Source organism: Cryobacterium cryoconiti, assembly GCF_004403065.1.
Classification (GTDB): Bacteria; Actinomycetota; Actinomycetes; order Actinomycetales; family Microbacteriaceae; genus Cryobacterium; species Cryobacterium cryoconiti.
The window spans coordinates 83929-103952 of the sequence record NZ_SOHA01000042.1 but is presented as its reverse complement, the minus strand read 5'-3'; the positions used below and the strand labels follow the sequence as shown (position 1 = coordinate 103952).

15 protein-coding genes are annotated in these 20024 nt (G+C 69.0%); 7 read left to right on the top strand and 8 right to left on the bottom strand.

Annotated elements, in window-relative coordinates; genetic code table 11:
- From E3T49_RS15685 to E3T49_RS15675, 3 genes are all read left to right on the top strand, one after another.
- On the top strand, positions 1-1674 hold a 1674-nt coding region (locus tag E3T49_RS15685), incomplete at its 5' end, for an FAD-dependent monooxygenase (protein WP_338145435.1).
- Positions 1675-1885: 211 nt separating this feature from the next.
- A complete protein-coding gene (locus E3T49_RS15680; RefSeq protein ID WP_166785589.1) occupies positions 1886-2770 on the top strand; it encodes an alpha/beta fold hydrolase in 885 nt (294 codons plus the stop codon).
- A 172-nt stretch (positions 2771-2942) separates the two neighbouring features.
- Positions 2943-3332, top strand: a complete 390-nt coding sequence (locus E3T49_RS15675) for a DUF7715 family protein (RefSeq protein WP_134425848.1) — start codon at positions 2943-2945, stop codon at positions 3330-3332.
- 156 nt (positions 3333-3488) lie between these two features.
- Here E3T49_RS15675 and E3T49_RS15665 read toward each other — a convergent pair whose 3' ends face one another.
- The 3 genes from E3T49_RS15665 to E3T49_RS15655 form a co-directional block, all read right to left on the bottom strand.
- The gene (locus tag E3T49_RS15665) at positions 3489-3944 is read right to left on the bottom strand and encodes a GyrI-like domain-containing protein (RefSeq protein WP_134425847.1); all 456 of its coding nucleotides are present in this window, start codon (positions 3942-3944) and stop codon (positions 3489-3491) included.
- 137 nt (positions 3945-4081) lie between these two features.
- A complete protein-coding gene (gene heR / locus E3T49_RS15660) occupies positions 4082-4882 on the bottom strand; it encodes a heliorhodopsin HeR (RefSeq protein WP_134425846.1) in 801 nt (266 codons plus the stop codon).
- A gap of 75 nt (positions 4883-4957) precedes the next feature.
- Positions 4958-5530 carry an MOSC domain-containing protein gene (locus E3T49_RS15655; protein WP_241972862.1) on the bottom strand — a complete coding sequence of 191 codons (573 nt, stop codon included), beginning with the start codon at positions 5528-5530 and terminating at the stop codon, positions 4958-4960.
- A 118-nt stretch (positions 5531-5648) separates the two neighbouring features.
- Between E3T49_RS15655 and E3T49_RS15650 the strand changes: the two genes are divergently transcribed.
- Positions 5649-6395 (top strand): endonuclease/exonuclease/phosphatase family protein, encoded by a 747-nt coding sequence (locus E3T49_RS15650; protein ID WP_134425845.1) that lies wholly within the window; start codon positions 5649-5651, stop codon positions 6393-6395.
- Positions 6396-6440: 45 nt separating this feature from the next.
- Here the strand turns inward: E3T49_RS15650 and E3T49_RS15645 are convergent, their stop codons facing one another.
- Both E3T49_RS15645 and E3T49_RS15640 read right to left on the bottom strand, forming a co-directional pair.
- Positions 6441-6641, bottom strand: coding sequence for a hypothetical protein (locus E3T49_RS15645; RefSeq protein WP_134425844.1), 201 nt, complete (start codon positions 6639-6641; stop codon positions 6441-6443).
- A gap of 255 nt (positions 6642-6896) precedes the next feature.
- A complete protein-coding gene (locus E3T49_RS15640; RefSeq protein WP_134425843.1) occupies positions 6897-7874 on the bottom strand; it encodes an NAD(P)H-quinone oxidoreductase in 978 nt (325 codons plus the stop codon).
- Between the two features lie 241 nt (positions 7875-8115).
- On the opposite strand from E3T49_RS15640, the gene E3T49_RS15635 reads away from it, so the two are divergent.
- On the top strand, positions 8116-12912 hold the full coding sequence (locus tag E3T49_RS15635) for an NAD-glutamate dehydrogenase (RefSeq protein WP_134425842.1): 4797 nt from the start codon (positions 8116-8118) through the stop codon (positions 12910-12912).
- Between the two features lie 38 nt (positions 12913-12950).
- Here E3T49_RS15635 and E3T49_RS15630 read toward each other — a convergent pair whose 3' ends face one another.
- Positions 12951-13580 carry an MBL fold metallo-hydrolase gene (locus E3T49_RS15630; RefSeq protein WP_134425841.1) on the bottom strand — a complete coding sequence of 210 codons (630 nt, stop codon included), beginning with the start codon at positions 13578-13580 and terminating at the stop codon, positions 12951-12953.
- Positions 13580-14674, bottom strand: a complete 1095-nt coding sequence (locus E3T49_RS15625) for an S-(hydroxymethyl)mycothiol dehydrogenase (protein ID WP_134425840.1) — start codon at positions 14672-14674, stop codon at positions 13580-13582. Before E3T49_RS15625 ends, E3T49_RS15630 begins: the two co-directional genes overlap by 1 nt.
- Before the next feature lie 449 nt (positions 14675-15123).
- Between E3T49_RS15625 and E3T49_RS15620 the strand changes: the two genes are divergently transcribed.
- The gene (locus E3T49_RS15620; RefSeq protein WP_134425839.1) at positions 15124-16569 is read left to right on the top strand and encodes a short-chain fatty acid transporter; all 1446 of its coding nucleotides are present in this window, start codon (positions 15124-15126) and stop codon (positions 16567-16569) included.
- 38 nt (positions 16570-16607) lie between these two features.
- Here E3T49_RS15620 and E3T49_RS15615 read toward each other — a convergent pair whose 3' ends face one another.
- A complete protein-coding gene (locus E3T49_RS15615; RefSeq protein ID WP_134425838.1) occupies positions 16608-18890 on the bottom strand; it encodes an FdhF/YdeP family oxidoreductase in 2283 nt (760 codons plus the stop codon).
- 338 nt (positions 18891-19228) lie between these two features.
- Here E3T49_RS15615 and E3T49_RS15610 point away from each other — a divergent pair, with 338 nt between their 5' ends.
- Positions 19229-20014, top strand: a complete 786-nt coding sequence (locus E3T49_RS15610; RefSeq protein ID WP_166785588.1) for a DarT ssDNA thymidine ADP-ribosyltransferase family protein — start codon at positions 19229-19231, stop codon at positions 20012-20014.
- The last annotated feature ends 10 nt before the right edge of the window (positions 20015-20024 follow it).

The following is a 20024-nucleotide window of genomic DNA, read 5'->3' as shown; positions in this document are numbered from 1 at the left end:
CGTTCCGGCGGTGCGGAGAGCGGGGCAGGGCGCCGCGCAGAGCGCACGGCGCGGCGCAGGTCGGGGCTCGCGGCGGTGAGCGGGTCGGCCGCCGAGATCCTCGTGGTGGGGGCCGGCCCCACCGGGCTGGCCCTGGCCCTGCAGGCGCACGACCACGGGGCCCGGGTGCGCGTCATCGAGCGCCGGGCCGAGCTGTTCCGGCCGTCGAAAGCGCTGTTGATGCATCCGCGCACGCTCGAGCTGCTGCGTCCCCTGGGCGTGACGGATGCCCTCCTCGCCCGCGGCGACACCACCGCCTCCGCGCAACTGCACCTGCGTTCGCGGGTCGTGACCGTGCACGTCGAAGCGCTCGACCTGCCCGGCACGGCCTTCCCGCACCTGCTCGTGATCCGCCAGGCCGATGTGGAGGCCGTGTTCGCCCAGGCGCTCGAGGCACGCGGTGTGAGCATCGAGCGGGGAACCGAGCTGCGGGGGTTCCGGCTGCAGCCCCGGCGCGCGGTCATCCGCCGGGAGGGGGTGCAGGAGGAGATCCCGTACCGCTACCTGGTGGGCTGCGACGGCGCCGCCAGCATGGTGCGCGGCCGGGTGGGGGCGTGGCGCGGCGGCGACTACGCCGAGGAGGTCGTGCTCGCCGACCTCGAGCTGGGCCCGCACCTGGGCCCGCAGGCCGGCGTCGGCGACTCGCTCGAGCCGACCGTTGCGCATGTCGCCGCCGCGCGAAGCGGGGTGCTGTTCCTGTTCGCGCGTGGTGAGCGCGCGGTCTGGCGGATGCTGGCCTCCCGTCCCGCGGGCCGGGCGCCGGCCGCGTTCGGGCAGCCCGGTGCTCACGTGCCGCGGGCCGAACTGCAGGCGCTGCTCGACGCCGCCCGGCTGCCGGCCCGCATCAGGACGGTCGTCTGGTCGGCCCCGGTGCGACTGCAGCACCGGCTGGCCACGCATTTTCGTCGCGGGCCGTTCTTCCTCGCCGGCGATGCCGCCCATGCGCACTCCCCGGCGGGCGGCCAGGGCATGAACCTCGGTATCCAGGACGCCCTCAACCTCGGCTGGAAGCTGGCCTTCGCGCAGAATGCTGCGCGCCCGCCGCAACTGTTGCTGAACTCCTACGAGGCCGAACGGCGCCCCGTCGACCAGCGGGTGCTGCGCGCGACGCACGTCATCTTCTGGGCCGAGGCCAGCCGGCATCCGTTGGCCCAGTTCCTTCGCGCGGTGCTCGTGCCGATCGGCGCCCCCGTGCTGCCGTGGCTGATACGGCGGCGGCGCCTGATGGCGGCCGGCGCGCGCACCCTGTCCCAGTTCGGGCTGCGCTACCGGCACAGCCCGCTCTCGGTCAACGGCGGCCTGCCGGCTCCGACCGGCCCGCACCCGGGCGACCGGCTGGCCGACACCGAGGTCACCTGCGCGGGAGTGCGGGTGCGGCTGCACAACCTGCTCGCGCGGCCGGGAGTGCACATCCTGCTGCAGGCGGCGGCGGCCGACCCGGCGATCCCGCCTCTCACCCCGGCGCTGACGGATGCCCGCATCCACGTGCACCGCCTGACCGACCGCCCAGGAACGGGCGTGCTCATCGTGCGACCCGACGGCCATGTCGGGTTCCGCGCGGCATCCGTCGACCCCCTGCAACTGCTCGGCTGGCTGCGCCTGATCGGCCTCGGCCCGAGCGACCCGCTGGGCTGAGCGGCTGGGCTGAGCGGCTGGGCTGAGCGGCTGGGCTGAGCGGCTGGGCTGAGCGGCTGGGCTGACCACCGACGCTGCTGCCGTGCCGGGCGATCCGGGGCGGCGGTTTCGGGCGTCTCGGGGCGCGGGTACTGTCACCAACGGTTCCCGCGGAGCCGGCTGTGCGCCTCCGAACAGTCACCGACACGAAAGGGTCGATTCGATGCCCCCCATGACAGAAACGAAGAAAGCCACCGATGCGCACTCCCAGGTGCGGCGAACCGGCACCCTGCTCGGCGGGATGCCCTATCTGAGGTTCGGTGCGGGCACGCCGCTGGTGGCGATCCCCGGCCTCCTGCAGAACTACGAGCCGGCGGTCGGCTTGGAGCGCATGTTCGCCGCCCAGATGCTGATGCCGCTGGCGACCCGGCACCGGGTGCTCCGGTTGACCCCGCATGCAGGCCTCGACCCGAACGCCGGGATGGCCGACATCGCGCGGGACTACGCCGACGCCCTGCGCCTGGAGTTCCCGGGGCCCGTCGACGTGATGGGCACCTCGACCGGAGGGAGCATGGCCCTGCAGCTCGCCGCCGACCACCCCGATGTGGTGCAACGGCTGATCCTCGTCTCGGCGGCCTACGCGATGGGGCCCAATGCTCGGAAGGTCATGCGACGCGTCGCGGAGGAGGTGCTCGCCGGGCGACCGCGGCAGGCCAGCCGGGAGATGTTCCGCATCAGCGGCGACAATTCGCCGAGCCGGCTGGCGGCGGGAATGGGGTGGTTGCTGGGCCCGATGATGTTCGGCCGGTCCAGTCCGGACCTGATCACCACCATCCGCGCGGATGACGCCTTCAACCTGCGCGGACGGCTGGGAGAGATCGAAGCGCCCACCCTGGTGATCGGCGGCGACCGGGACGGCTTCTATCCGCCCGACCTGTTCCGGGACACGGCGGCGCTCATCCCGAACGGCCGGCTGATCCTGTACCCCGGCAAGGGCCACCTGGCGGCGAGCACGGATCCCCGCCTCATGCCGGACGTGCTCGAGTTCCTCGACGGTCCGGGCGCAGCGGGCCGGGGTGCTGCCGGGCGCGCGGGCAAGCGCTCCTCGTCTCTGTAGGGCCGGCATTGCCGGTGAGACGACAGGTTTGAGGGGTGGCGGCATCCGTCGACCCCTCAAACCTGTCGTCTCACCGCGTCAGGGCTGTGCCGAGCGGCCCAGTGTCGGTGGCTGCACCTAGCGTGATTCGTATCTACTCACAGACACTCGTGCCGAGAATATGGAGAAGACGATGAAGGCTCTAGTGGCCACCGAGGCAACCCAGGGCGCGCACCCGCGGGACTTCACGAGCTGCATCCCGGGGGAACTCGTGTGGATGCTCGACCCGTGCCCGACCAGCGCGGCCAATCCGAACGGCCGGTGCCCGTGCGGGCGCTTGTTCTCGGGTTTCAGTTCTGACGGCACCACCACGACAGCGGTCGTGCGGGAGATCCCGGGGTTCACCCGGGACGACTACGAGGTGGCGCTGCGGGCCAGCTTCGAGGCGGCGGGGTGGTGCTCCTGCCGCACCCGCACATCCGTGCCGACGGCCGTCGACGCGTTGATCCGACTGGCCGCCGCCTGGGCCGACGGAACCGTCGTCAGCCGCCGGCTCGACGTGATCACCCCCCGCCGCCGTTGATGCCGCCGCTGGTCGAGCCTGCACCGGTGGTCGAGCCTGCACCGGTGGTCGAGCCTGTCGAGACCCGGTGGTCGAGCCTGCACCGGTGGTCGAGCCTGCACCGGTGGTCGAGCCTGTCGAGACCCGCCTCGCCGCCTCGCGCTGCTCGCCCCCCGCTCAGCTCAGCGGGAACACGATCCGGGTCCGCCATTTGGCGGGGTCCGGTTCGGTGTCGGGGCCAACCACGTACTCCTCCCACATATCGGGTGAAAGGGTCAGCTTCTGCTCCGTGAGCCAGACGGTGAGTTCGGCGTAGGTCTCGGTCAGGGTGTCGTACGACCCGGTGTGGATGGCTTCTATCGCCGGGCCGCCCGGCAGCGTCTCGACCACCACTCCGGGAGTCGGCGTGACCGGCTCGGCCACGGGGAACCCGGCCGTGACGTCCACGGTGTCGGTCGGTACGCCGTGATACATCGAGATCGGAGGGCCGGCCGGGTGGGCGCCCTGCTTGCCGATCTCGGTGGCGGCGGTCTCAAAGGCCCGCCCCATGAACTCGGTGAGGTTATCCATTCGGGGCGTTTCGTGCACGCCCACCAGGGTGCGCGGTTCGAGTTGGATTCGTTCGGCTTTCATCGTGGGCTCCTCGCCGGTGGCTGGGACTGACAACGGATGCCGACCTCGGCCGAGGCCGACGGCCCCCAATGTAGTCCCCGCGTCCGGCCCGCGGTAGGGCGCCCGCCCGCCGTGAGAACCCGACGCGGGCGCCTGCCCTAGGTGAGGGCCGGGATGATCGCTCCGGAGAAGACCTGCCAAGCCAGCGCGGTTTTGGCGACCAGGCTCAGCGTGATGTAAGCGCGCTCGCCGCGGAGGTAGTCGCGCCAACCACCGATCTGGCGGTACTGCAGAACCTGGTTCACCGCGAACGTGTTGAAGAACAGGAAGAGGGAGATGATGATGCCGTAGACGAAGGCCGGTGGTTCGGCCTCGCTGGTCGAGCCGGGGCCGATGAAGTAGATCAGGATGACGACCCACGGCACCACCCCCACCATCGACCCGAAGATGAAGGGCAGGAACTTGCCGTTGCCGGGTGTCTCGTACTTTTCCTGCAACGCCCCGAACATGATCATGGCGGCGTTGGCGGCGAAGATCGAGAACAGGGCCGCGATATCCGTGATTCCCGTGATCTGGGCGATCAGCCAGATCATGATCGAGGAGCTCAGGGAGTATTCGACCCAGCGGAAGTAGTTCCGGTTGGCTTTGAGGCCGGCCGCGTAGCGGGGGAAGAACTTCGGCGACGAGATCAGGAAGTGGAAGAAGGCCGACAGGGCCAGAAAGGAGACGACTCCGATACCCACGTTGACGTCGAAGAGCGTGACGCGCTCGGGCGGCAGCGGCACGCCGGGCGGACCGGACAGGTAGTCGGCGGTGACCGCGAAGGTGACCTGCGTGCTGAGGAGGGTGAGCACGTAGGCGAAGCCGAGAGCCTGCACGAGGTGCAGGGAGCCGGCCACGATGTTGTAGATCCTGAGGCGGGAGATCTTCTGATCTGTGGTGTACGTCTTGCGTGCCATCGTGGCTCCTTAACGGGCGGGTGAGGCCGAGAATAGCAGGATCCCGGCCCCGGCTCCCCGTAGGCGTCGCCGCGTTCAGACCACGCCGAGCGCAACCTGTTCCCCGGACGGCACGTCCACCACTATCCCGTCGCCGGGCGAAACCGTTCCGCCGACGATGACGACGCCCATGATGCCGGCCTTGCGGATCACCTGGCCCGAGGCATCCGTGGTGATCAGGCGTTTCATCAAGCCCTTCTGCAGGCCGTTGATCTTGGAGCACGGGTTGCGCATCCCGGTGATCTCCACGACGGCGTCGGCACCGAGCCGAAGCCGGGCGCCCCGCGGAAGGCTGAACAGATCCAGCCCGCGGGTCGTGACGTTCTCGCCCAGTTCACCGGCGGAGACCTCGAAGCCGGCGCCCTGCAGCTCGTCGAACAATTCGGCGGCCAGGAAGTGCACCTGGGTGAGGTTCGGCCGGGTCGGATCCGTCCGCACCAGGTAGCGGTGCTGCGTGGTGGTTCCGGCGTGAGCGTCGCCCTCCACCCCGAATCCGGCGATCAAACGGATGCCCGGCACCGTGGCCTTGCTGAAGCGGTGCCGGTCATCGCGGCTGACCGACTCCACCGTGGCTGTCACCGTAACCGGGCCCATCGCATCCTGCTTCATGCCCCGAGTCTCGCACGGGCGTCACCGAGAATTCACCCTGCCGATATAGCATTTCGCCGTCGCAAACGTAGGCTGGGTGGGTGTTCATCGAGTCGAGTCGAGTCGAAAAAGGTCAGTCGTGAAAGTCATCAGCTACAACCTCCGCAAAAATCGTGCCAGTGGAGAGCTCATCGCCCTGTCCGATCACTACGATCCGGACGTCCTGTGTCTGCAGGAGTGCGACACCCTGGAACTTCCCGAGGAGATCGGTCGTCTGCACCTGGCCGACTCCACCGTGCGCAATCGCCTGGGCCTGGCGATCTACTACCGCAAAGACCGGTTCACCAACGAGAAGACCCAGACCTTCGCGTTGAAGAAGTCGCTGCACGACCGGGTTCTGACTCCCGCGCACGAGCGCCTGATCGGCACCCGGCTGACCGATATCGTGGCCCACCGCGAGCTCGTCGTCGCGTCGTTCCATGCCGCGCCGCTGACCGCGCTCAATTCCCTGCGGCGCAACCAGATCCGTACCGCGCACGAGGAACTGAACCTGCTCGGCCCGGGCCTGCCGACCCTGATGGTGGGCGACTACAACTACCCCATCTTCAAGGGGCGCCTCGGCGACCACGTCACCCAGTCCGGCTACGACCTCACCTTGAGCGACACCCGCACCTACACGCGGTACAAGTTCTTCCGCGGCCACTTCGACCTGGCCACCTCCATCGGTCTGACCATCGACAGCGTCGAAACGCTGCCGCTGGGCACCTCCGACCACCTGCCCATCCTGGTCACGTCCACCTACAGCGACGAGCCGGTGAACGCCACGAACATCCCGGCCAGCCTGGCCGAGGTCGAGCGCGCCCCCGGCGGCAACTTCGTCATCTAGCGGCACCCGGAACGGTGCCCGGAACGGTGCCCGGAGCGTCGGCAGCTAGCGGCTGCCGCCGCGGGACCAGAGGAAGTGGGCGCGTACCGAGAGCGCGCCGCCGATCAGCAGGGACAGCCCCGCCAGAGTCAACAGCGGGGTGAGGAACTGGCTGGCCGTGACCGCATTGAAGATGACCAGCGCCACCGCGAAGGTGCTGAAACTGAACCCGGCGATCGCGCAGGTGTTGAAGGACCAGTTCTTCATGCGGGTGGTTCCTATCCGGTGGGGATCAACGGCCGGGAGGACGTGAGCCTTCACGGTAGCAGGGCGTGCGGGCCCGGCCCGGTGGCAGTGGCTGAGCCGTGCGTGCATAACTCCTGCAGATTCTTCGGGAGAGCCCCGAAACGGGCGAAAATGGGCCGTTCGCAGCCGAATTGCAGGAGTTATGCCCGGGGGCCGGGTCGGCAGGGGGCAGGGGGCAGGGGGCCGGGGCCGGCGGGGGGCCGGACGGAGGCAGGGTCAGGGGGTTAGGAGGATCTTGCCCACGTGAACGGATGCCTCCAGCCGGCGGTGGGCCTCCGCGGCCGCCTCGAACGGGAAAGTGCTGTCGATCACCGGGCGGATGCGGCCGGATTCGAGCCAGGGCCAGACATCCGTGCGGAGGGCCTGCATGATCGCAGCTTTCTGCTCGAACGGACGGGCCCGGAGGGTGGTGCCCCAGTAGCGACCGCGCTTCAGCATCAGGTGGAACGGGTTGAAGTCGGCGTGCTCGCCGCTCTGGTTGGCGATCACCATGATGCGGCCGTCGACGGCGAGTGCCGCCACATTGCGGGCCGCGTAGGAGCCGCCGATGATGTCGAGGATCACGTCCGCGCCGTGCCCGTCGGTGGCGGCGGCGATCTCGGCCGGGAAATCCTGCTCGCGATAGTTGATCAGGATTTCCGCGCCCAGACTGCGGCACACCGCGAGCTTCTCCGCCGACCCGGCCGTCACCGCCACCCGGGCGCCGGCCAGCACGCCCAGCTGCACGGCGGTGGTGCCGATGCCGCTGGCCCCGCCGTGCACGAGCAGGGTCTCGCCCGCGGCCAGCCCGGCGGAGAGGAACACATTCGACCAGACCGTGGCCAGCGCCTCGGGCAGCCCGGCGGCCTCGACCAGGTCGACGGAATCCGGAACCGGCAACGCCAGATCCTCGTGCACAACGGCCTCGGTGGCGTAACCGCCGCCCGCGAGCAGGGCGCACACCCGGTCGCCCCGCGCGAACCGGGTGACGGCGTCGCCGACCTCGATCACCACCCCGGACACCTCCAGCCCGGGCCATTCGGGCGCGCCGGCCGGCGAGGGGTAGCTGCCCTGCCGCTGCGCGACATCCGCCCGGTTCACGCCCGCCGCGGCCACCTGAATCCGGATGTCCCGGGCCCCGACCGCACGGTCGGCCACCGTCGTGAGGGTGAGTCGTTCGGGGCCGCCGGGGGAGTCGATCAGAATCGCGCGCATCCGCCCATCCTACGAGCGCCGAGGGTTCCCGTTCCGGTCGAGAGTGACCGGTAGAACGGGCACTCTCGACCGGAAAGGTGACTCTCGCGCGCCCGATTCGGGGACCCGCCGACGGGCGAGTGGCGGATCAGCGGAACAAAACTACGATGGATGGGGGGCCCACGTTCGCGTCGGAGAACCCACGGCTCGACGGTGACCGCAACGACGCGGAAGCCGGATATCTGATGGAGGCTATTTTTCAATGACGTCTGAGTCCACCCGTGCGGGTCTGCCCCCGCAAGACACGCTCGACGCTTTCCTCCTCGACTACTACGAGCACCTCGCGGGCGAAGACCGCCAGAACTACGACGTGGAGTTGCTGCGCACGCGGGCCCTGCAGCACTGGCAGGTCGCCCGGGACCGGATGCCGGGCGCCGCCCGCGTCGAGATCCGGAACGAATCCGATCGCAGCGTCATCTACGTCGTCATGGACGACATGCCGTTCCTGGTCGACTCGGTCACCGCCGAGATCGTGCGGCAGCACGCCGCCATCCACCTGGTCGTGCACCCGCTGCTGGTCGTTGCCCGGGACCGTGACAGCCACGAGCTGCAGAGCGCCGCCCGCGTGTCGGCGACCGCCGCGAAAGATGACGCCAGCCAGCGCGAATCGTGGATCGCGATCGAGATCGACCGCGCCACCGACGAGGCCCAGGTGCGCCTCCGGGCCGGCCTGCTGAAAGTGCTCGGCGATGTGCGGGCCGCCGTGGAGGATTGGCCGGCGATGACCCTGAAGGCCCAGGAGATCGCCGCTGCGCTCGACGAGGTGGCCCACGCCGAGGGCATCGAGGACATCCGGCAGGCTCAGGAGCTGCTGGGCTGGCTGGGCGGCGACAACTTCACCTTCCTCGGTTACCGCGAGTACGACCTGGAGACCGTCGACGGCGAAGACGTGCTGGTCATCCGCGAGGGCAGTGGCCTGGGGCTGTTGCGGTCCGAGGATGACGGCCACCAGATCCAGCACCTCACGGATGCCGGCCGCCAGAAGGCGCGCGAACGCGCCGCCCTGGTGATCACCAAGGCGAACTCCCGCTCCAGCGTTCACCGTCCGGCCTACTTCGACTACATCGGCATCAAGAGTTTCGACACCGAGGGCAGAGTCGTCGGAGAACGCCGTTTCATCGGCCTGTTCGCCGCCACCGCGTACACCAGCTCCGTGAGCGACGTTCCGATCCTGCGCGACAAGGTCGACGCCGTGATGACCCAGGCCGGGTTCCCGGCCGGGTCGCACAGCGGCAAGGACCTGATGGGGATCATGGAAACCTACCCGCGCGACGAGCTGTTCCAGATCGACGTGCCCACCCTGCTGACCACCGCGCTCGCCATCCAGCGCCTGCAGGAACGGCGCCGCACCCGGCTCTTCCTGCGACCGGATGTCTACGGCCGTTTCATGACCGCCATGGTCTACCTGCCGCGTGACCGTTACACGACCGCCGTGCGCCTGCGGATCGAGGAGGAGTTGCGGGTCACCTTCACCGCGGAGTCCGTCGACTTCGAAGCCCGCATGACGGAATCCGCCCTCGCCCGGCTGTTCTTCCGCATCCGTTTGCCGAAGGACGCCCCGGCCGTCTCCGTCGACGCCGCCGCGCTGGAACGCCGCCTGGTGATGGCGGTGCGTTCCTGGTCGGAGGGTCTCAGTGAGCAGCTGCGCGAGAGCCGCCCGGTGGATGAGGCGGAGCGCCTGTCCGACCTGTGGGCCGAGGCCTTCCCCGCCAGCTACCGGGTGGACTACGAGATCGAGAACGCCCTGCAGGACATCGGCCGGTTCGAGGCGGCCGACGCCGCCGCGCAGGACGCCCTCCGCGCCGGCGTGGGCACGGCCCGCCCGGGCCTCTACGTCTACCTGCCCACCGGTGCCGGGGAGATCCCGGAAGAGGATGCCCGCATCAAGCTCTACATGATGGAGCCCAAGAGCCTCAGCCAGATCCTGCCGTTCCTGCAGAACCTCGGCATCGAGGTGCTCGATGAGGTGCCCTTCGAAATCGAGACCGCGGACGGCCGCGCCTTCTACCTCTACGACCTGGGCCTCAACTACCCCGAGGGCGTGGACCCGATCACGACCGGCGCGCTCCTGGCCGACTCCTTCGGCGCCGCCGTCAGCGGGGCCATCCAATCGGACGGCCTGGACCGCCTCGTGCTGCGGGAAGGCATGCCCTGGCACCGGGTCGTCATCCTGCGCAGCTACGCCAAGTACCTGCGCCAGGCCGGCAACACCAACTCCTACGGCTTCATCGCCGACACCCTGCTCGCCAATCCGGCCGTCACCCGGGGGCTGGTGGAGCTCTTCGAGGCCCGGTTCGATCCCGACCTGGCGGAGACGGAACGCATCCGTCGCAGCCTGCAGGTCACCGAGGAACTCACAGCGGCCATGGAACAGGTCACCACGCTCGACGCCGACCGGGTGCTGCGCACCCTGATCAACCTGATCGAGTCGTCGCTGCGCACGAACTTCTTCCAGGACAAGCCCTACCTGAGCATCAAGCTCGACCCGACCTCGATCGACCTGCTGCCGTTCCCGCGGCCGAAATATGAGATCTGGGTGTACTCCCCGCAGGTGGAGGGCGTGCATCTCCGCTTCGGCAAGGTGGCCCGCGGCGGGCTGCGCTGGTCAGACCGGCGGGAGGATTTCCGCACCGAGGTGCTCGGCCTGGTCAAGGCGCAGACGGTCAAGAACGCCGTGATCGTGCCGACCGGCGCAAAGGGCGGTTTCTTCGCGAAGCAGCTGCCCGATCCGGCTCTCGACCGCGCGGCCTGGATGGCTGAGGGCATCGCGAGCTACAAGACGTTCATCCGGGGGCTGCTCGACCTCACCGACAACCTGGTGACCACGCCGGAGGGGGAGCTGCTCGTGCCGCCGGCCCGGGTGGTGCGACACGACGACGACGATTCCTACCTCGTCGTCGCCGCCGACAAGGGCACGGCCACCTTCTCGGACGTGGCCAACGGGCTCGCCGCCGAATACGGTTTCTGGCTGGGGGACGCGTTCGCGTCCGGCGGTTCGATCGGCTACGACCACAAGGCCATGGGCATCACCGCCCGCGGCGCGTGGGAGTCGGTCAAACGCCACTTCAGCGAGCTGGGCGTCGACACGCAGGCGGAGGACTTCACGGTCGTCGGGGTGGGCGACATGTCCGGCGACGTCTTCGGCAACGGAATGCTGCTGTCGCAGCACATCCGTCTGCTGGCGGCCTTCGACCACCGGCACATTTTCCTGGACCCGAATCCGGATGCCGCGACCTCCTTCCAGGAACGCCGGCGCCTGTTCGCGCTGCCGCGTTCCTCCTGGGCGGACTACAACCCCGGCCTGATCAGCGCCGGCGGCGGGGTCTTCCCGCGCCAGTCCAAGGTCGTGCCGATCTCCGCCGAGGTGCGCGCCGCCCTCGGGCTGCCGGAGGGCACTGTGCGGCTGAGTCCGCCGGAACTGCTCCGCGCGATCCTGACCGCCCCCGCCGACCTGCTTTACAACGGCGGCATCGGCACCTATGTGAAGGCCAGCACCGAGACGGCCGCCGAGGTCGGCGACAAGGCGAACGACGCCATCCGGGTCGACGGCCGGGACCTGCGCGTCAAGGTCGTCGGTGAGGGCGGCAACCTCGGGATGACCCAGCACGGGCGCATCGAGGCAGCCCTCACGGGTGTCATCCTGAACACCGACGCGATCGACAACTCGGCCGGGGTGGACTGCTCCGACCACGAGGTCAACATCAAGATCTTCGTCGACCGGATGGTGGCCGCCGGCAAGCTGGCCGAGTCGGAGCGCTCGGAGTTCCTCGCCTCCATGTCCGACGAGGTGGCCCGGCTGGTGCTGGAAGACAACGTCGACCAGAACATCCTGCTGCTCAACGACCGGGCGAAGGTGACCACCTGGAGCCCCAGCTACGAGCGGCTGATGGACTGGCAGGAGGCCTCGGGCGACCTCAAGCGCGAACTCGAGGCGCTGCCCACCACCGCGACGCTGCGGGAGCGCCTCGAGACGGGCCAGGGTCTGACCTCGCCGGAGCTCTCGGTGCTCGCGGCGTACGCCAAGATCGAGCTGGCCACGTCGCTGCGGGACAGCGACCTGCCCGACGACCCGTGGTTCGGCCGCACGCTGCGCCGTTACTTCCCGAAACAGCTGTCCGAGCGTTTCGACGCCGAGCTCGACACGCATCCGCTGCGCCGCGAGATCATCGCCACCGTCGTGGCCAACGACATGATCAACCTCGGCGGGGTGACCTTCGCGTTCCGGGCCATGGAGGAGACCTCGGCGAACCAGGCCACGGTCGCCAAGGCGTTCGTCGCCCTGCGGGAGATCTTCGAGATCGACGTGCTCGTCGGCGAGGTCAACGCCCTGCCGTCGTCGTTCCCGACGAAGCACTGGACGGCGATCCACCTGGACATCCGTCGCCTGCTCGACCGGGCCGTGCGCTGGCAGGTCAACCAGGGGGCGTCGCGCCCCGTCGGCGAGGTGGTCGCCCAGTACAAACCGCAGATGGACCTGATGCGCGCGCACCTCGACGACTACCTCAAGGGCGGCGACCTGAAACGGGTGTTGTCCCTCCTGGAGACGGCCCAGGAGTGGGGCGTGCCGGAGAATCTCGGCCGCCGATGGGCCGAGCTCTTCGAAGCGTTCGCCCTGCTCGACGTGGCGCAGATCGCGGCGCAGGTCGACGAGCCCATGACCGACGTCGCCAGCCTCTACTACACGGTCTACGACCGGTTCAAGGTGGACAACCTGCTGGAGCGCATCACCGTGCTGCCACGCAAGGACCGCTGGCAGGCCCTGGCCCGCGCCGCCCTCCGCGACGACCTCTATGCGGTCGTCGCCGACATGACCCGTGCGGTGCTCACCGAGACGGATGCCGGCACCGCCGACGAACGCGTCGTGGCCTGGGAGACGCTCAACGCGGAACAGCTCGGCCGGGCCCGCAGCGTGTTCGAGGAGGTCAACGCCCTCGGCCAGGACGACATGGCGTCCCTGTCCGTGGTCGTGCGGCTGCTGCGCTCGATCGTGCGCCGCTGACCGGCCGGCGGCGGGCATCCGTCGCGGCCGGACACGTCCTAGTGGCCGCGGGCGATCCACTCGTCGAGGTGCACGGCTTCGGCGCCGATGGTCGTCGACTCGCCGTGGCCGGTGAGTACGACCGTGCTCGCCGGCAGCGTCAGCAGTGTGCCCGTGATCGACGCGATGATCGTGGGGAAGTCGCTGAACGAGCGGCCGGTGGCGCCGGGTCCGCCGTGGAACAGGGTGTCGCCGCTGAACACGGTGCCCAGCGCTGAGGAATAGAAGCAGACGGCGCCGGGGGAGTGCCCGGGGGTGTGCAGCACCTCGAGATCGATGCCGGCCACCTGGATGTGCTGACCGTTCTCGAGCGGACGGCTCGGCGGCGCATCCGGGTAGACCCGGTCCCACAGCATCATGTCGTCGGGGTGCAGATACGTGGGCGCGGTGTGCGCCTTCTGCACGCCGGCGACGGCGCCGATGTGGTCGTCGTGCGCGTGCGTGCAGAGGATGCCCACCAGCTTGCGGTCGCCGACGGCCGTGAGGATGGCGTCGACATCGTGGGCGGCGTCGATCACGACGCACTCGTCGTCGTCGCCGACGATCCAGACGTTGTTGTCGACGTCCCAGGTGCCGCCGTCGAGGCTGAAGCTGCCGGAGGTGACCAGGTGCTCGATGCGGGCGGCCATCAGAGCACGACCACGGAGCGCAGCACGTCGCCGCGGGCCATCTTCGCGAAGGCCTCCTCGATGTGTCCGATGCCGATGCGCTCGCTGACGAATTCGTCCAGCGGCAGGCGGCCCTGCAGGTAGAGGTCGGTCAGCATCGGGAAGTCGCGTTCGGGCAGGCAGTCGCCGTACCAGGACGACTTCAGCGCGCCGCCGCGCCCGAACACGTCGAGCAGGGGGATCTCGAGCATCATCTCGGGGGTGGGCACGCCCACCAGCACGACCGTGCCGGCCAGGTCGCGGGCGTAGAACGCCTGCCGCCAGGTCTCGGGACGCCCGACGGCGTCGATCACGACATCCGCGCCGAAGCCGCCGGTGAGGTCCTGCACGGCCGTGACCACGCCATCCTCGTCGAGGCCGGCGGAGTCGATGCTGTGCGTGGCGCCGAGCGCTACCGCGGTCGCGAGCTTCTTCTCGTCGCGGTCGATGGCGATGATGACGGATGCCCCGGCGAGCCGGGCCCCGACGATGGCCGCGTTGCCCACGCCGCCGCATCCGATCACGGCGACCGAGTCGCCGCGGGTGACGTTGCCCGTGTTCATGGCGGCGCCGATGCCGGCCATGATGCCGCAGCCGAGCAGTCCGACGACCGCGGGGTCGGCGGCCGGGTCGACCCTGGTGCACTGCTTCTCGTGAACGAGGGTCTTCTCGGCGAAGGCGCCGATGCCGAGGGCCGGGGTGAGCTCGGTGCCGTCGGTGAGGGTCATCTTCTGGGTGGCGTTGAAGGTGTTGAAGCAGTACCAGGGCTCGGCGCGCTTGCAGGCACGGCAGTCGCCGCAGACCGCACGCCAGTTCAGCACCACGAAGTCGCCCACGGCGACGTGCGTGACGCCCGCGCCGATGACGCTCACCCGACCGGCGGCCTCATGGCCGAGCAGGAACGGGAACTCGTCGTTGATGCCGCCATCACGGTAGTGCACGTCGGTGTGGCAGACGCCGCAGGTCTCGATATCGACGATGACCTCGCCGGCAGCCGGGTCGGGGATGACGATGTCGACGAGCTCCACCGGCGCACCCTTCGATCGAGCGATGACGCCTGAGACGGTGACCGACATGGAACTCCTCTGGTAGCTGCGTGGGGTGCTGGTGGAACCCGTCCACACTACCCAACCTCTCCGGCAGGCTGCCCCAGCGGCTACGCGAATTCCTCGCAGTGATCGCACCACCAGCCTCCGCCGACCGGCGCCATCGCGGCGTAGCAGGAGGCACAGGTGGGAGTCGGAAGCATATGGTCGTCGTCGTTCATCTGGAGATCGGTGTCGATTCTGAAGACGAGTTCCCCAGCCCAGGAAAGGGCATTCGCAGGTTTAAGTGTAGGCAGACCCCGCCACGGATGTCTAGGAAAATTGACAACCCTGAGCGTGGCCTGCCAGCGGCCGATCCGGACAGGCGTTTTGACACCCCCACTCAGGGCACCTAGCCTTGGCCGGGTTGCGGACCTGGTCTGCGTTCAGGCACTGACTCACTCAATGAAACTGACTCACTCAATGAAGAGGACCGACCCATGACCACGGCCATGCCCCGCACCGAGATCGTCTCCGAGAAGGGGCTGGCCCGTGTGGCGCAGTCCATGGCGCGGTGGACCGAGAAATGGTTCCCTGACGCCTACGTCTTCGCGCTCGGCGGCGTCATCATCGTCGCGATCGCCGCGCTGGCCAACGGCTCCTCGCCGGTCGCGGTCGTCACGGCATTCGGAGACGGTTTCTGGGACCTGACCGCCTTCACCCTGCAGATGGCCATGGTCGTGCTGACCGGGTATGTCGTGGCCACCTCGGCCCCGGTCGCCCGCCTCATCAACAAGCTGGCGGCGGTGCCGCAGACCGCGGCGACAGCCGTGAGCTTCGTGGCCCTGCTGTCGATGTCGGTGTCATTCTTGAACTGGGGGCTCAGCCTGGTCTTCGCCGGGCTCCTGGCTCGGGCGATCGCCCGTCGGGTCGACCTGCGCGTGGACTACCGGGCCCTCGGGGCCGCCGCCTTCATGGGGCTCGGCGCGGTCTGGGCGCTGGGGCTGTCGTCGTCCGCGGCGCAGTTGCAGGCCACGGCCACCTCGCTCCCGCCGGAGCTGCTGAAGGTCACCGGCGTGCTCGACTTCGGCACCACGATCTTCACCTGGCAGTCGCTTGTGCTGCTCGCGGTGATGATGGCTCTCACCGTGACCGTCGCTCACCTGTCAGCACCCCGCGGCGTCGCCATCCGCACCGCTGCCGAACTCGAGGTGAGCCTCGACGACCAGCCCGAACCCACCCAGGCCCGCACCCGCCCGGGGGAGTGGCTTGAGTTCCACTGGATCCTCCCGGCGATCCTCGGGCTGATGACCCTCGGCTGGCTCGTCGCGCAGTTCCTGACGAAACCGTTCCTGACGGTGATCAGCAGCCTCAACGGGTACCTGCTGGTGTTCCTCGTGCTCGGTCTCGTGCTGCACAAGACACCGCGCAACTTTCTGCAGGCCGTGACCAAAGCGGTGCCGGCCACCGCCGGCATCCTGGTGCAGTTCCCGCTCTACGCCGCGATGGCCGCCGTGCTCACCCGTGCCGTCGGCAGCGACGGCCTCACGGTCTCCGAGCACCTCGCCGAGTTCTTCACCAGCCTGGGCGGTGGCGGCGGCTTCGCCGTGATCATCGCCATCTACACGGCGATCCTGGGCATCTTCGTGCCCTCGGGCGGTGGCAAGTGGCTGGTCGAAGCACCCTATGTGATGCAGGCGGCGACGGATGTCCAGATGAACCTGGGCTGGACGGTGCAGATCTACAACGTGGCCGAGGCCCTGCCGAACCTGATCAACCCGTTCTTCATGCTGCCGCTGCTGGCCGTTCTGAAACTGCGGGCGCGCGACCTCGTCGGCTTCACCTCGCTGCAGTTCCTCTTCCACCTGCCGGTGGTGCTGCTGCTGGTGTGGCTGCTCGGCATGACCTTCAGCTTCGTGGAACCGGTCATCCCGCCGACCCCGTAGCAGCCCGTCCCGGCCGTCCCGGGCCGGGTGCGCTCGGGTCAGCGCGACGGTTCCAGGCGCACCAGCACCGCCTTCGAGACGGGAGTGTTGCTGCCCTCCGCCGTGGAGTCCAGGGGCACCAGCACATTGGCCTCGGGAAAGTAGGCCGCGGCGCAACCGCGGGCGCTCGGGTACGCGACGAGCCGGAACCGGCGCAGCACCCGGTCGACGTTGTCGCTGAACTCACTGTGTACGTCGACGAGCATTCCGCTGATCAGACCCAACTCGACGATGTCCTCCGGGTTCACGAAGATGACCTGGCGGCCGTTCTTGATGCCGCGGTAACGGTCATTCGGGCTGTAGATCGTGGTGTTGAACTGGTCGTGCGAGCGCAGGGTCTGCAGCAGCAGACGCCCCGGCGGGCGCTCGATGGGCTCCAGTTCGTTGACCGTCAGCAGTGCCTTGCCGCTGGGGGTGGGGAAGGTGCGCCGGTCGCGGGGCCCGTGGGGAAGGGAGAAGCCCTCCTGCTGGCGGATCCGCTGATTGAAGTCGGCGAAGCCCGGAATGACATGTGCGATGTGCTCACGGATGCCGTCGTAGTCGTTCTCGAAACCGGCCCAGTCGATCGAGGTGGTGGTCTCGAGCGTGGCCCGGGCGAGGCGCGACACGATGGCGACCTCGGAGAGCAGCCGGTCCGACACCGGTTCGAGCCGGCCGGTGGAGGAATGCACCGCGCACACCGTGTCCTCCACGGACACGAACTGCGGGCCGGTGGCCTGCCGGTCGATCTCGGTGCGGCCCAGCGTGGGCAGGATCAGCGCCTGTTCGCCGACCACCGCGTGGGACCGGTTCAGCTTGGTGGAGATCTGCACGCTCAGCGCCGTCTTCGAGATCGCGGCCTCGGCGACGGCGGAATCGGAGATCGCCGCCACCAGGTTGCCGCCGAGGGCGATCCAGACCTTCACTCGCCCGTCCCGCATGGCGCGGATGGCGCCGACGCTGTCGAGGCCGTCGGCCCGGGGTGGGTCGAAGCCGAACTCCCGCTCCAGGGCGTCGAGGAAGGCCGTGGGCATCCGTTCCCAGATGCCCATGGTGCGGTCGCCCTGCACATTGCTGTGCCCGCGGATCGGGGAGGCGCCGGCGCCGGGTTTGCCGATGTTGCCGCGCAGCAGCAGCAGATTGATGATCTCCTTGATGGTGGGAACGGCCTTCTTGTGCTGGGTGATGCCCATCGCCCAGGTGATGATGACCTTCTCCGCGCGCAGGTACCGGTCGGCCAGCTCGTCGATCTCGGACTCGGTCAGGCCCGTGGCCGCGGCGACGGCGGCATCGTCGAGCCGGGCCAGATGCGAGCGCAGCTCGTCGAGGCCCACGCAGTGCTCCCGCAGGAATTCGTGGTCGAGGACGGTTCCGGGCCGGGCGGCTTCGGCGTCGAGAACCCGCTTGGACACGGCCTGCAGGAGCGCCATGTCGCCCCCGAGCCGGATCTGCAGGTGCTGGTCGGCGATCACGGTGCCGGCCCCGATGACGCCGCGCACCGTCTGCGGGTTCTTGTAGCGCAGCAGTCCGGCCTCCGGCAGCGGGTTGACCGCGACAACGGATGCGCCGGCCGCCTTCGCCTCCTCCAGTGCCGTGAGCATCCGTGGGTGGTTGCTGCCCGGGTTCTGCCCCATGATGATGATCAGGTCGGCGCGGGCGAAGTCGGCGTAGGTGATGGTGCTCTTGCCGATGCCCACGGTCTCGAGCATCGCGTAGCTGGTCGATTCGTGGCACATGTTCGAACAATCCGGCAGGTTGTTGGTGCCGAACGCCCGTACGAAGAGCTGGTACAGGAACGCGGCCTCGTTCGAGGTGCGGCCGCTCGTGTAGAACGCGGCCTGATCGGGGGAGTCGAGGCCGCGGAGGGTGTCGCCCACCAGCTCGAATGCCGCGTCCCAGGTGATCGGCCGGTAGTGCTCGGAGCCGGCCGGTTTGTAGACCGGTTCCACGAGGCGGCCCTGCATGCCGAGCCAGTACTCCGACTTCGTCAGCAGCTCGCTGATCGGGTTCTCGGCCCAGAACGCGGTCGGCACCGTGACCGGTGTGGCCTCCCAGGTTGCCGCCTTGGCCCCGTTCTCGCAGAACTCGAACGTCTTGCGGTGATCCGGGTCCGGCCACGCGCAGCTCATGCAGTCGAAGCCGTCGCGCTGGTTCATCGCGGTCAGGGCACGCAGGCTGCGCGGCACGCCCATCTGCCGGAAGGCCGGCCCCATGGCATGGGTGACGCCGGGGACTCCCGCCGCCCACGTTCTGGGTCGGGAGACCTCGATGGCGTCCTCGTTGAAATCGTCGACGCTGCTCATACGTCGGTAGTAGCATCGCTCACCGTTACCGGCAAGGCGTAATGATCCCGGCTGAAATGGTGCCACGAATCCCGACAACGGTCACCACCGGGTGCGAAATGACCGTACCGTTGATATGTGGTCTTCGAGCATCGGACTTGAAGAGTGTGGGGGCCACGCACACGAAAGGTTTTTCCAGCTTGAGCGACGAATGCATCCATGGACTTGAGGGCGGGCTTTGCGCCAGCTGTTACCCGAAAGCCGCTCCCGAAATCGTGCCCGGTGTGGCCACCCGAGCCACTCGGAGCAAGTCCGCGGGCCGCGCCCCGTCGCTTCGCAGCTCGCCGTCACCACGCACCGTGACCCTGGGCGGACCGAACCCCACCCTGGGCGCCAAGACCGCCGCCGTGAAGCCCGTCACGACGCGGGCGGCCACCGCGGTGAAGCCCGTCACCAGCTCGAAGTCCGCCGCCGACAACGTCGGTGAGCAGCGCATCTACCACGTCACGCACATCCGTAACCTGGCCGGCATCCTGAGCAGTGGCCGCCTGCTCGCCGACACCAGCGACGCCTGGACGACCCGCCCAGCCGTCGACCTCTCGTCGGCACCCCAGCGAGCGGCCCGGCGTGCAGCGCTCGTGGCGGGCGATGACAGCCCCAGCGTCGCGAGTTACGTGCCGTTCTACCTCTCGCCCAACGCCCGCCTGTGGGACAGCCTGCTCACCGAGTCCAACGACCCGCGTCTGTCGAAAGAGGCCCACGGTTCACAGACCTACGACTTCGTCATCCTGGTCAGCACGGTCAAGAAGCTCCGCGACGCCCACGACGGCGCAGAGACGTCCGCGGCGGCCGTCGCGGTGGCCAATGGGGATGCCGCCGGGTCCTTGACCCGGTTCGGCGCCGCGCCGGAGACCGCCGATCGCATGCTGCGGTCTTTGCGTGCCGACCAGGAATCGCAGAAGATCCGTGAGGCCGAGCTGCTCGTCACCGAATCGTTCCCGTTCGAACTGGTCACGCTCGTCGGAGTCGCCAACGACAAGGTGCGCGACGCCGTGCGCACCATCCTCGCGGCCGGGGCCTACAAGCCCAAGGTCGTCGTGTACCCGCCGTGGTTCCACGCGGTGGACGAGACCGCGGCGGTCTAGGCGTACTGCC